Here is a 12,819-nt window from a genome sequence, read left to right as displayed (position 1 = left end):
ATATGTGGAGGATAGTTATGAAAAAAGATTGTATTGAGGGCTTTGAGTATTTAACTTATAGCTGTGGAGAAAATATAGAAGTAGTATTCTTTACAGCAGGAAATGGGCTAACCTTTAATAGAAGGACAGAAGAAGGACAGAGAAGCTTAAATAGTATTAAGCGTTGGTTCAATGTTAAAGAAGTGGTATATTTAAATCAAATTCATAGTGATATTATTCATATTTTTAGTAATAATGCTGACATAATAAATAGTGAGGGTGACGGCATAATTACAAGTAATAGAGAAACAGCTATAGGCGTTTTTACAGCTGATTGCGTTCCAGTAATCATAGTTGATAAAACAAAAAAGGTTATAGGTGCTGTCCACAGTGGTTGGAAGGGAACTTATGCTAATATTGCTGGGAAAGCAGTAGAGAAAATGAAGGATGCTTTTGGATGTAATCCAGAGGATTTAAGCATATATATAGGACCACACAATAGAAGTTGTTGCTATGAGGTTAGTGAGGAACTTATTCAAAAGTTTCATAACAACCCTATATTTAAAGATAAGGTAAAATCAAAAGAATTTAAAATAAATCAAGGAAGAAAACTAGACTTAGAGACCTGTATTAAGATTCAGCTCTTAAGCTATGGAATTAAAGAAGAAAATATTAATAGCACAGAAGAATGTACATTTTGTAGCAAACATTTTAAGCTATTTTCCTATAGAAGAGAAGAAGAAAAAGAGGGAAGAATGTATTCCTTCGTGTATATAAGATAAGTGGAGGAATTAATATGGCAGATAAAAAGATTTTGGTAGTTGATGATGAAGAGCATATTTTAGAACTTATAAAATTTAATCTTGAAAAGAATGGATATGGAGTTATTACAGCTGATAACGGAAAAGATGCTTTTTTAATTGCAAAGGAGCAACAACCGGATTTGATGCTTTTAGATTTAATGTTGCCTGGAATGGATGGATTGGATGTATGCAAGGAAATTAGGAAAGAAGCTTCTATTTCAAATATGCCTATTATTATGATAACTGCAAAGAGTGAAGAGTTAGATAAGATTTTGGGTCTAGAACTAGGAGCTGATGATTATATTACTAAACCTTTTTCAGTAAGGGAGCTTATTGCTAGGGTGAAGGCTATCCTTAGAAGAACTACAGTTAAGTATGAAGAAAGTAACTATAAGTTTGGAGACATTACCATTGACTTTCAAAAGCATGAAGTTAAAAGAGAAGGGGAGAAAATTGAACTTACTCTTAAGGAATTTGAACTTCTTGAAATACTTATAAAGAATAAGGGACGAGTAATGACAAGAGATTTCCTATTAGATAAAATTTGGGGCTATGAATACGTAGGAGAAACAAGGACTGTGGATGTTCATGTAAGGCACTTGAGACAGAAGATTGAGAAGGACGATAAAAATCCAATTTACATTCAAACTATAAGAGGTATTGGATATAAGTTTAACTACGGAGATGAATATGAGGAATAAGTTAAAAGTTAGTATGAAAAGAAAGTTAATGCTCTTTATATTAGGAGCATTAATTTTCATATTTTTATTTATAACACTATTATTCTATGGAATATTTAGCTATCAAAATGAAACTAATGCTAAAACAAACTTAAAAGTTTATAATGAGCTATTAAAGAACACTTTGGAAAAGAGTAAAGAGCAAGAAGAAAATGTAACTAGAATTCTAAAAGAATCAGATGTCAGAGTTACTGTGATTAATAGCAAGGGAGAAGTAGTATTGGATACGAACTTTTCTGAGGATGAGTTAGATAATCATAATGATAGAGAAGAAGTAATTTCAGCAAGAAACCATGGAGAAGGTTACAGTATCAGATACAGTAAGGATACTGATTCTAATACAATTTATTATGCTAGTGAACTAGAAGATGGTAGTATTATTAGAACTTCAAAAGCTTTGAAAGATGTACATAGATTAGGAAGCTCCTATATCATATACTACATAGTTGCAATAATTGCTATACTTTTAATTTCACTGTGGCTATCTATTAAACTTTCCTATGTTATTGTTAAGCCTATTAGGGATTTAGATTTTATTACTTCAATGATTGCAAAAGGTGAATTAAATAGGAGAGTAAATGTTAACTCAGAAGATGAGCTTGGGCAATTAGGAAGAAATTTTAATCATATGGCAGATAAACTTCAAAATACTTTAAATGAAGTTAAGGAAAAACAAAATAGATTAGCAGCTATACTTGAAAGTATGGATAGTGGAGTTATAGCTATTGATAATACAAATAAAATTATTATGATTAACAACTATGCTAAAAATATCTTTGATATGGAAGAAGATATTGTAGGAAAAAATATCTGTGAAGTATCCAAAGAGTTTGATATGACTAATATATTTTTAGATGGAGATACAAACTTTAGAGAAATAAGAATTACTAGACCACAATTAAGGGAGTTAAGAGTAAGAACAGCGGATATTATTAATAGAAATCAGCATATTGGTGCTGTAGCAGTAGTTCATGATATTACGGAAGTAAAAAGGCTAGAAAATATGAGAACTGAATTTGTTGCAAATGTATCTCATGAACTTAAAACCCCATTAACGTCTATAAAAGGCTTTGCTGAAACTCTAAGGTATGTAGATGATATAGAAACGAGAGATAAATTCTTAAATATTATCAATGACGAAGCAGAAAGACTTACAAGATTAATATCCGATATATTATTACTATCAGATATTGAGCAACAAAGGGAAGGAAAGAAAGAAAGAGTAAACGTTAATAAGGCTATTGGAGATGTTTACAACTTAATTAAAAATACAGCAGATAAAAAGAATATTATACTTTCTATAGAGGGTGAGGATGTCCCTGATTTAATTGGTGATGGTGATAGGTTTAAGCAAATGTTAATAAATCTGGTGGATAACGGCGTGAAGTACTGTGAATCAGGGGATAAAGTGATTATTTCTAGAAGAAATGAGAAAAGGTACTGTGTAATTACAGTGGAAGATACAGGAAATGGAATTCCTAGGGAATATATACCTAGACTCTTTGAAAGGTTTTACAGAGTGGATAAAGCAAGATCTAGAGCAAAAGGTGGAACAGGCTTAGGGTTAGCTATTGTTAAACATATCGTATTAAGCTTTAAGGGGAATATTGCAGTGGAAAGCAAGGTAGGGGTTGGCACAAAGTTCATTATTAAAATTCCATATGCATAATGAAATTACTTATATAACCTTAATAGCTTGATACCAGGTAGAAATAAAGGAAGCTAGTCATTAACTAAAAGAAAATCAATTAGAACTATAAGTATTAACTGAATACTTATAGTTCTTTTTTCTTGCAAGGAATTTTTATATTTCTAGTATGTTTAGGAGTTACAAGAATTTGTATCTTATTGAGAAGGTATAAATTGTTAAATATGCTTAACAAGAACTTTCGATTACTTAACTAATACATAATAATGCCTTAATTAAGAAACACTATAATAAATATTGTAAGGAAGAAATAAAACTAAATAAATTTTATATAAATGGAGGGTATTTTTAATGAAAAAGACAAGCTTAAGACTTATGGTAGCCACATTAGCAGTTACAATGATGACAGGAGTGCTAGCGGGGTGCGGAAACAAAGATGGTGGAGAAGTTAAGAATAATACAGATAATAATGCAGCCCAAACACAAAAATTATCAGGTACTATACAAGCGGATGGATCCTCCACAGTAGGACCAATAACAGAAGCTATGGCAGAAGAGTTTAACAAAAAGTATCCTGATGTTCAAATACCAGTAGCAATATCTGGAACAGGTGGAGGTTTTAAAAGATTTGTAGTTGGAGAAACAGATATACAAAATGCTTCAAGACCTGTAAAGGAAGAAGAGAAGAAAAAGGCTACAGAAAATGGTGTTGAGATGACAGAGTTCATAGTAGCCTATGATGGAATTACAGTTTGTGTAAGCAAGGAAAATAAATTTGTAGATACATTAACAGTGGATGAACTTAAAAAGATGTGGGCTCCAGATAGTACTGTTAAAACTTGGAAAGATGTGAGAGCAGATTGGCCAGCGGAACCTATTAAATTTTATACTCCAGGCCCAGACTCTGGAACCTTTGAATTCTTTACAGAAGCTATAAATAAAAAAGCCAAAGCAATGAGACCAGATGTGAATCCTAGTGAGGATGACAATACTTTAGTTCAAGGGATAGGTGGAGATAAGAATGCTATAGGGTTCTTTGGATTCTCATACTACGAAGCAAATAAGGATAAATTAAAGGCAGTGAAAATAGATACTGGCACAGGAGCTGTTGAACCTTCACTAAATACAATTAAAGATGGTAGCTATAAGCCATTATCTAGACCTATCTTTGTATATGTAAACAACAAGTCTTTTGGAAAGCCAGAAGTAAAAGAATTTGTTAAATTTTACTTAGAAAATGCAGCTGAAATAGTGCCAGAGATTGGTGAAGTTGCATTACCAGAAGCTGAATACAAAGAGCAGTTGAATAAAATTAAATAATAAAAAGATAATTACTTACCTCTAAAAGGCACTGTGGATATATAATCCCAGTGCTTTTTAAATTAAGTTTATTCCAATCATAACCTCCACTTAACTTTCACTTAACATAGTACATAATAGAGTTAACAAAGAGGGAATAATATATAGATATAGAATTTGTTCAAAACGCATACAGGTTAGTTATATAGGAGGATTTTTATGGAACTTAAAAAGAAGGTTAAAGGAAGCAAGAAGGAATTCTTTATTGAAAAATCTTTATCATTGTTTGCAATTTTATCAATTATAACTACTATTACTATAATATTTATTTTAATAAGAGAAAGTATTGTGTTTTTTAGCCAAGTTAGTATTAGTGAATTTTTTACTAGCACTAAATGGTCACCACTTATGAAACCACAGAACTTTGGAGTACTGCCACTACTAAATGGTACTTTGCTAATTGCAGCAGGGGCTAGTGTTATTGCTATTCCAGTTGGATTAGGCGCAGCTATATACTTAAGTGAATATGCATCTAAAAAAGTTAGAAATATACTAAAACCTATATTAGAAATACTAGCAGGAATTCCATCCATAGTATATGGATACTTTGCACTTACAGTAATAACTCCATTTTTAAAAAACTTTGCACCTAACATACAAATTTTTAATGCTTTAAGCGCTAGTATTGCAGTGGGAATTATGGTAATTCCTCTAGTTTCTTCTTTGAGTGAAGATGCTATGAGTGCTATACCTAATTCAGTTAGAAATGGAGCTTACGCACTTGGGGCAACGAAATTTGAAGTAGTAACAAAGATTGTTATTCCAGGTTCATTATCTGGTATTGTCTCCTCTTTTATATTAGCTATATCAAGAGCAGTAGGGGAAACTATGATCGTTGCAATTGCAGCAGGAGCAAAGCCACAGCTTACATTAAATCCATTGAATTCAATACAAACCATGACTGGATATATGGTATCAGTGGCTATGGGAGATATTAGCCATGGATCAGTAGAATATCAAACTATCTTTGCGGTAGGAGCATTATTATTTTTAATAACCTTTGGCTTAAATCTCATAGCTAAAAGAATTGTAAAAAAAGGTCAGGTGAAAATGTAATGAGTAACAATTTATTTAAGGATAATGCAAGGGATAATTTAAAAAGTAGACAAAGGATAAACAATATCTTTAAAACTGCATTTTTTCTTTGTACTACTTTTGGAATCATAATACTTATAGTATTAATAGGTTCCGTATTAAAGGATGGATTAAAATACTTAAGTTTAGATTTTTTAACAGGGTCACCTTCTCGTATAGCATCTAAAGCAGGAGTTTTGCCAGCAATAGTAGGTAGTGCTTATGTCATTGGACTTACAGCTTTAATTGCATTTCCCTTGGGTATTGGTTCGGCGATTTATATAGAAGAGTATATGACTAAAAATAAATTTAGGGAGTTTTTAGAACTTAACATATCTAACTTAGCAGGAGTACCTTCTATAGTTTATGGAATACTTGGTCTTGCAGTATTTGTTCAAACCTTTATGTTTGGAAGAGGAATTGTATCAGCTGCCTTGACCTTAGCACTTTTGATATTACCAACAATTATAATTACTTCTCAGGAAGCTATAAGAAATGTACCTAAGTCCTTAAGAGAAGGATCTTATGCACTTGGAGTTTCTAAGTGGCAAAGTATCACAGGAGTAGTTCTACCCTTTGCTATGCCAGGAATTCTTACAGGAACTATTCTTTCCATTTCTAGAGCTCTTGGAGAATCAGCACCCCTTATTATGGTGGGAGCTGCTAGTTATGTAGCATTTTTACCAAAAGACTTATTTTCCGCCTATACAGCACTACCACTTCAAATATATAATTGGACCTCTAGACCTCAAGCAGAATTTCAGAAGCTTGCGGCAACAGGAATAATAGTACTATTGGTATTTTTACTAGGTGCTAATACTCTAGCTATAATATTAAGAAATAAGTATCAAAAGAGACTAGATTAGTAAGGGGAGAATTTATTATGGAGTTAGGAATAAAAGTTCAGGATTTAAATTTTTATTATGGAGAAAATCAAGCTTTAAAGAATATAAATATGGAAATACTATCAACAAAGGTTACAGCTTTAATTGGACCCTCAGGTTGTGGGAAGTCTACATTTTTAAGAACTTTAAATAGAATGAATGACATTATTGATAATACAAAATATGAAGGAACCATAGTAATTGATAACCAGAATATTTTAGATAAAGATATAAATCTAATAGAACTTAGAAAAAAAGTTGGAATGGTTTTTCAAAAGGCAAATCCATTTCCGAAGTCTATATATGAAAATGTAATTTATGGACCTAAAAGATATGGAATAAAAAATAAAAAAGTTCTAGATGAATTAGTAGAGAAAAGTTTAAGAGGAGCTGCTCTATGGGATGAGGTAAAAGATAAGCTAAACAAATCTGCTTTTGACTTATCAGGAGGACAGCAACAAAGATTATGCATTGCAAGAACTCTAGCTGCAAAGCCAGATATTATTTTGATGGATGAACCAACCTCTGCCCTTGATCCAATTTCAACCTTAAAAGTAGAGGACTTAATACATGAGCTTAAAGAAAACTATACAGTGGTTATAGTAACTCACAATATGGAGCAGGCAGGAAGAGTATCAGATTACACAGGTTTTTTCCTGAATGGAGAGCTAATAGAGTTTAATAATACAGAGGATATTTTCTATAACCCTAAGAGTAAGAAAACCGAGGATTATATTTCAGGTAGATTTGGTTAATAGATGCTAGGACAAAATAACTGATGAGATGAATCTAAATATAAAATGTATCATTGGAGGATTTAATATGGATATAATAAAGGTTAAGGATCTTAACCTACACTATGGTACTGTGAAAGCATTAAGAGATGTAAATATAAATATAAAAAAGAATAAGGTTACAGCACTTATAGGACCATCAGGTTGTGGAAAGTCAACCTTTTTAAGAACTTTGAACAGAATGAATGATTTAATTGAAGGGGTTAAGATTGATGGGAATTTATCATATAATGATATAGATATATATAAGGGCTACGATGTAATGGAGCTAAGAAAGCATGTTGGTATGGTATTTCAAAAACCAAATCCCTTTCCTATGACCATATATGAAAATATTGCCTATGGACCAAGAATTCATGGAGTTAAAAATAAAAAGGTCTTAGACCAAATAGTAGAGAGTAGTTTAAAAGCAGTAGCACTTTGGGATGAGGTTAAGGATAGACTAAATAAAAGTGCTTTAGCCCTATCAGGAGGACAACAGCAGAGATTATGTATTGCGAGAACTATTGCTATTGAACCAGAGGTGATCCTCATGGATGAACCAACTTCAGCATTAGACCCAATATCTACTTTGAAAATTGAAGAATTAATGGATACTTTAAGAGAAAACTATACAGTAATAATTGTAACCCATAACATGCAACAAGCTGCCCGAATTTCAGATTATACTGCTTTTTTCTTTAACGGAGAAATAATTGAATTTGGAGAGACGGAGCAAATATTCTATAGACCAGAAGACAACAGAACTCAGGATTATATTACAGGAAGAATAAGTTAAGGTGGTGTAGCTATGTCAAGAAAAAACTTCGATACAGAATTAGTTAATTTGCATGAGGAACTTAAAAAAATGGGGGATATAGTAAAAGCTCAGATTAGCAATTCTATTAACGCTTTAGTTTCGCAAGATATAAACCTAGCCAATGAAGTAATTAAAAAGGATGATTTAGTTGATAACTTAGAAAAAGAAATTGAAGATAAGTGTATTAAGCTTATAGCAACTCGTCAGCCCCTAGCCATTGACTTAAGAAGCATCTTCACCATGAGCAAAATTGTTACTGATTTGGAAAGAATTGCAGACCATGCAGTTGATATTGCTAAAATAACTAAGCAGCTTGAAGGGCAAAAATATATTAAGGAATTAATTGATATTCCAAGAATATCTGCTATTGTAGAAGAAATGATAGATGGGTGTTTACAAGCTTATATGGATAGAGATGTGGATTTGGCATATGTTGTTTGTAAAAAAGATGATTCTGTAGATGCTATCTATAAGCAAGTATTCAGTGAACTTTTAGTAATAATGCTAGAAAATCCAAAGGTCGTTCAACAGGCTACAAGATTTTTATTCGTAGCAAAGTTTCTTGAGAGAATGGCAGATCATACTACTAATATTTGTGAGTGGACAATTTATTTAATTACTGGAAAACAAGTAGACTTAAACGATTAAACTTACCTCCTATGGAGGTTTTTTCCATTTGTGAGGGTATACTTGGTTATAAAGGATAAAAATTAGAGAGAATAAACTTAGGAGTTCTGGCAGGGTTAAGGTGGAACAATAAACGTGGGAATGAGTTGTTAAACATTGACTATTCCTAGTAATTGATATAATATATCATAATAGCGGACATAATCATAGTAAGATGTTATAGTTGCGGTATAGGCTTTTAAAATGAGAGGTAATTTATTCATTCCAAAAGCCTTAAGGGAATCAATAATCGTGAAAAAATTGGTGATTTTGATTTTCTACGTACATAAAGGAGATAGGAATATGAAAAATGAGATTGCTAAAGTTATGCCTGATAGTATAGCAGAAGAAGTAGGTATAGAAGTCGGAGATAAACTTATAAGTATAAATAGTAATGAAGTGAAGGACATAATTGATTATAAATTTCTTGTTACCGATGAAGAATTACTTATAGAAGTAGAGAAAAAAGATGGGGAGATTTGGGAGATTGAAATAGAGAAGGATTATGATGAGGATTTAGGTATAATATTTAGAGAAGCCATACTAGATAAGCCTAGAAGTTGTCATAATAAATGTGTATTTTGTTTTATTGACCAATTACCTCCAGGTATGAGGGAGACTCTTTATTTTAAAGATGATGATTCTAGATTATCCTTCTTACAAGGAAATTTTTTAACTTTAACTAATATGAGTGAGGATGATATTAATAGGATAATTAAATATAGAATAAGTCCTATTAATGTTTCAGTACATACTACTAATCCGCAGCTTAGGGTTAGGATGCTTAATAATAGGTTTGCTGGAAACATATACGAAATACTAAAAAGATTATCAGAAGCAGGGATTAAGATTAATACTCAAATTGTATGTTGTCCAGGGCTAAACGATAATAAAGAACTTGTTAAAACCGTAGAGGACCTACAGAAGCTTTACCCTAATGTGGAAAATGTAGCAATTGTTCCTCTAGGAGTTACAAAGCATAGGGAAAGCTTACCAGAACTTCAGTTGTTTAATGAAGATACTGCAAGAAAGCAAATAGAGCTTATAACAGAGCTTCAACATAAGTATGAAAAGGAAATTGGAACTCCTTTTGCTAGATTGTCAGATGAGTTTTATGTAGTGTCAGGAGTTAGTATACCTGAGGAAGAGCATTATGGGGGCTACGAGCAATTAGAAGATGGTATAGGAATGATAAGATTATTACAATCTACTATAGAAAATGATCTTGCCTATCTAGAGAATAATCATAAGGGATCCTTTACAATGGTAACTGGAACTTCTGCTTATGAAGTTATATATGAAATCGCTTCGCAAATTAAAGAAGTAAATCCTAAAATTCAGTTGGACGTGGTTAGAGTTGAAAATGAATTTTTCGGAAAAACCATTACAGTAGCAGGACTTTTAACAGGAAAAGATATAATTGAAGCATTAAAAAATAGGGATTTAGGAGAATATATAATTATACCTAGCAATGTGCTGAGAAGGGGATATGAGCTCGGAAGTACAGAGGAATTAATTTTACTAGATGATTATACAGTGGCAGACTTAGAAAGATTATTAAATAAAAAAATAATTGTATGTGATTATACAGGAGAAGACTTAATTGACCTTATAAATCAATACACAGAGGAGGATTAGAATGGGAAAACCAATAGTTGCAATCGTTGGAAGACCTAATGTGGGTAAATCAACACTTTTTAATAAACTAGCAGGAAAGAGAATTGCTATAGTTGAAGATACACCAGGAGTTACAAGGGACAGAATTTATGCAGAAGCTGAATGGCTTCGTCATAATTTTACTATAATTGATACAGGTGGAATTGAGCCAGAAAATGAAGACATAATAATGGCACAGATGAGAAGACAAGCAAATATTGCTATTGAAACAGCAGATGTTATTGTATTTATTGTTGATGGAAAACAGGGACTTCATCCATCAGACTTTGAAGTAGCTCAAATGCTTAGAAAATCAAAAAAACCTATTATATTAGTAGTTAATAAAATAGATAGAATTGAATTAGAAGATAATGCCTTTGAATTTTATAACTTAGGAATAGGAACTCCAATTGCTATATCAGCATCACAGGGCCTTGGACTTGGAGATATGCTAGATGAAGTGGTTAGCCATTTTGGAACTAATGGAGAAAATGATGAGGACGAAGAATATATTAAAATTGCTATGGTTGGAAAGCCTAACGTAGGAAAATCTTCTTTAATCAATAAAATTTTAGGTGAGGATAGAAATATAGTAAGTGATATCCCAGGTACTACTAGAGATGCTATTGATAGTAGGATAGAAACTGAAGAGGGCAAATTTATCTTAATAGATACAGCAGGCTTAAGAAGAAAGAGCAAAGTTAAGGAAGAAATAGAAAGATATAGTGTAATTAGAACTCTTGCTGCCATTGAAAGAGCTGATGTGTGTATTCTTATGCTTGATGCCACTGAAACTCTAAGTGATCAGGATGAGAAAATCATTGGATATGCTCACGAGTTAAGCAAAGCTATAATGATTATTGTAAATAAGTGGGATCTAATTGAAAAAGATGATAAGACCATGAATAAGTTTACTAATGAAATATCCAAAGGATTATCCTTTATGCCTTATGCACCGTACCTTTATATATCTGCACTAACTGGCCAAAGAGTAAACAAAGTACTTACAATGGCAAGAGATTGCTTTAATAACTATAATAAGCGTATTGCTACTGGAGTTTTAAATGATGTAATAAGTAGAGCAGTGCTTATGAAAGAGCCACCAATAGTAGCATTAAAGAGATTAAAAATATTTTATGTTACTCAAGTAGACACAAAACCACCAACATTTATATTCTTTGTAAATGATCCAAACTTGTTACACTTCTCATATCAGAGATATTTAGAAAACCAACTTAGAGAAAGCTTTGACTTTAAGGGAACAGGTATAAAGCTAATCTTCAGAGAAAGAAAAGAATAATAAGATATAGGGAAGGAAGGGAAGTTATGTTAAAGGTTGCATTTTTAGGAGGAGGAAGCTTCGGTACAGCTTTAGCGGTAATGCTTTCTAAAAAAGGAATTGAAACAGCTATTTGGACAATTGATGAGCATGGTGTTGAGGATATTAATATAAAAAGGGAAAATAGCAAGTTTCTCCCAGGTGTTACTATACCAGGTAATGTAACTGCTTATGGAGAATTGGATAAAGCTATAGAAAACAGTAAGGTTATAGTTTTAGCCGTGCCTTCTCAAGTAATTAGAACAGTTTCAAAGCAGGTTGCGCCTCTACTAAATAAGGGCCAAATCCTTGTTACTGTAGCAAAGGGCATAGAAAAAGGTACCCTTAAGACCATGTCAGAAATTATGGAAGAGGAAATTTTAAGTAATCCAATTGTCATCTTATCAGGCCCAAGTCATGCTGAAGAGGTATCAAGAGGAATTCCTACCACAGTAACTGTTTCCTCAAGAGATATGGAAGCCGCTAAGGAAATTCAGCAGATTTTTAGCACTAGCAGCTTTAGAATTTACACTAATGATGATTTAATTGGGGTTCAAATAGGCGGAGCATGTAAAAACATAATTGCCCTTGCCGCTGGAATAACTGACGGCATAGGTTATGGAGACAATGCAAAAGCAGCTCTAATGACCCGTGGTATGCACGAAATTGTGAGAATAGGAACAAAGCTTGGCGGAAGGCAAGAAACCTTCTATGGCTTAACCGGTATGGGAGATTTAATAGTTACTTGTACTAGTATGCATAGCAGAAATAGGAGAGCTGGAATTCTTATAGGACAAGGAAAGACCATGGAAGAGGCTTCTAAAGAAGTAGGCATGGTTGTAGAAGGAATTGAGGCTACAAAGGCTTTTTATGCACTGAAAGAAAGAGAAGGAATAAGTATGCCTATTACTGATGAGCTTTATAAGGTTTTATTCCTAAATAAAAATGCCCATGATGCAGTACAAGAGCTTATGTCTAGAGAAATGAAGGATGAGCACTCTTTTATTGAAGTATAAGGCATAAAAATATAAATATTGTAATATATATAGACAGTAAGGAAAAGAAAATTTCTTACTGTCTTTTCTTATAAATTAGTAAT

General features: G+C 32.4%; 12 protein-coding genes. All 12 read left to right on the top strand.

Features of this window, described 5'->3' with window-relative positions; genetic code table 11:
* Positions 1-17 precede the first annotated feature (17 nt).
* The 12 genes from pgeF to B3040_RS11630 all read left to right on the top strand — a co-directional run bounded on the left by pgeF (position 18) and on the right by B3040_RS11630 (position 12,736).
* Positions 18-761: a peptidoglycan editing factor PgeF gene (gene pgeF / locus B3040_RS11685; protein WP_291573470.1), complete on the top strand. Its 744-nt coding sequence runs from the start codon at positions 18-20 to the stop codon at positions 759-761.
* A gap of 14 nt (positions 762-775) precedes the next feature.
* A complete protein-coding gene (locus B3040_RS11680; RefSeq protein ID WP_291573468.1) occupies positions 776-1,483 on the top strand; it encodes a response regulator transcription factor in 708 nt (235 codons plus the stop codon).
* A gap of 13 nt (positions 1,484-1,496) precedes the next feature.
* Complete coding sequence (pnpS, locus tag B3040_RS11675; protein WP_291573466.1) at positions 1,497-3,191, top strand: two-component system histidine kinase PnpS; 1,695 nt, start codon at positions 1,497-1,499, stop codon at positions 3,189-3,191.
* A gap of 330 nt (positions 3,192-3,521) precedes the next feature.
* On the top strand, positions 3,522-4,490 hold the full coding sequence (locus tag B3040_RS11670; RefSeq protein ID WP_291573463.1) for a PstS family phosphate ABC transporter substrate-binding protein: 969 nt from the start codon (positions 3,522-3,524) through the stop codon (positions 4,488-4,490).
* Between the two features lie 198 nt (positions 4,491-4,688).
* Positions 4,689-5,585, top strand: a complete 897-nt coding sequence (gene pstC / locus B3040_RS11665) for a phosphate ABC transporter permease subunit PstC (protein WP_291573460.1) — start codon at positions 4,689-4,691, stop codon at positions 5,583-5,585.
* Entirely contained in the window at positions 5,585-6,469 is an 885-nt protein-coding gene (gene pstA / locus B3040_RS11660; protein ID WP_291573458.1) for a phosphate ABC transporter permease PstA, read from the top strand. Before pstC ends, pstA begins: the two co-directional genes overlap by 1 nt.
* A gap of 17 nt (positions 6,470-6,486) precedes the next feature.
* Positions 6,487-7,242: a phosphate ABC transporter ATP-binding protein PstB gene (gene pstB / locus B3040_RS11655; protein ID WP_291573456.1), complete on the top strand. Its 756-nt coding sequence runs from the start codon at positions 6,487-6,489 to the stop codon at positions 7,240-7,242.
* A gap of 67 nt (positions 7,243-7,309) precedes the next feature.
* The gene (gene pstB, locus B3040_RS11650) at positions 7,310-8,059 is read left to right on the top strand and encodes a phosphate ABC transporter ATP-binding protein PstB (RefSeq protein WP_291573454.1); all 750 of its coding nucleotides are present in this window, start codon (positions 7,310-7,312) and stop codon (positions 8,057-8,059) included.
* A 12-nt stretch (positions 8,060-8,071) separates the two neighbouring features.
* On the top strand, positions 8,072-8,728 hold the full coding sequence (gene phoU, locus B3040_RS11645; RefSeq protein ID WP_291573452.1) for a phosphate signaling complex protein PhoU: 657 nt from the start codon (positions 8,072-8,074) through the stop codon (positions 8,726-8,728).
* Between the two features lie 321 nt (positions 8,729-9,049).
* Positions 9,050-10,384, top strand: a complete 1,335-nt coding sequence (locus B3040_RS11640) for a DUF512 domain-containing protein (RefSeq protein ID WP_291573450.1) — start codon at positions 9,050-9,052, stop codon at positions 10,382-10,384.
* Between the two features lies 1 nt (position 10,385).
* Positions 10,386-11,702 carry a ribosome biogenesis GTPase Der gene (gene der / locus B3040_RS11635; RefSeq protein WP_291573448.1) on the top strand — a complete coding sequence of 439 codons (1,317 nt, stop codon included), beginning with the start codon at positions 10,386-10,388 and terminating at the stop codon, positions 11,700-11,702.
* Positions 11,703-11,728: 26 nt separating this feature from the next.
* Positions 11,729-12,736: an NAD(P)H-dependent glycerol-3-phosphate dehydrogenase gene (locus tag B3040_RS11630; RefSeq protein ID WP_291573445.1), complete on the top strand. Its 1,008-nt coding sequence runs from the start codon at positions 11,729-11,731 to the stop codon at positions 12,734-12,736.
* The last annotated feature ends 83 nt before the right edge of the window (positions 12,737-12,819 follow it).

This window comes from Clostridium sp. UBA4548 (assembly GCF_002387895.1).
Lineage (GTDB): Bacteria > Bacillota > Clostridia > Clostridiales > Clostridiaceae > Clostridium_J.
The sequence above is the reverse complement of the archived record's forward strand: the minus strand, read 5'-3'. Positions and strand labels throughout refer to the sequence as shown.

Coding starts and splice junctions, on each gene's coding strand:
- pgeF (WP_291573470.1), top strand. CDS start 18: ATGAAAAAAGATTGTATTGAGGGCTTTGAGTATTTAACTTATAGCTGT.
- B3040_RS11680 (WP_291573468.1), top strand. CDS start 776: ATGGCAGATAAAAAGATTTTGGTAGTTGATGATGAAGAGCATATTTTA.
- pnpS (WP_291573466.1), top strand. CDS start 1,497: ATGAAAAGAAAGTTAATGCTCTTTATATTAGGAGCATTAATTTTCATA.
- B3040_RS11670 (WP_291573463.1), top strand. CDS start 3,522: ATGAAAAAGACAAGCTTAAGACTTATGGTAGCCACATTAGCAGTTACA.
- pstC (WP_291573460.1), top strand. CDS start 4,689: ATGGAACTTAAAAAGAAGGTTAAAGGAAGCAAGAAGGAATTCTTTATT.
- pstA (WP_291573458.1), top strand. CDS start 5,585: ATGAGTAACAATTTATTTAAGGATAATGCAAGGGATAATTTAAAAAGT.
- pstB (WP_291573456.1), top strand. CDS start 6,487: ATGGAGTTAGGAATAAAAGTTCAGGATTTAAATTTTTATTATGGAGAA.
- pstB (WP_291573454.1), top strand. CDS start 7,310: ATGGATATAATAAAGGTTAAGGATCTTAACCTACACTATGGTACTGTG.
- phoU (WP_291573452.1), top strand. CDS start 8,072: ATGTCAAGAAAAAACTTCGATACAGAATTAGTTAATTTGCATGAGGAA.
- B3040_RS11640 (WP_291573450.1), top strand. CDS start 9,050: ATGAAAAATGAGATTGCTAAAGTTATGCCTGATAGTATAGCAGAAGAA.
- der (WP_291573448.1), top strand. CDS start 10,386: ATGGGAAAACCAATAGTTGCAATCGTTGGAAGACCTAATGTGGGTAAA.
- B3040_RS11630 (WP_291573445.1), top strand. CDS start 11,729: ATGTTAAAGGTTGCATTTTTAGGAGGAGGAAGCTTCGGTACAGCTTTA.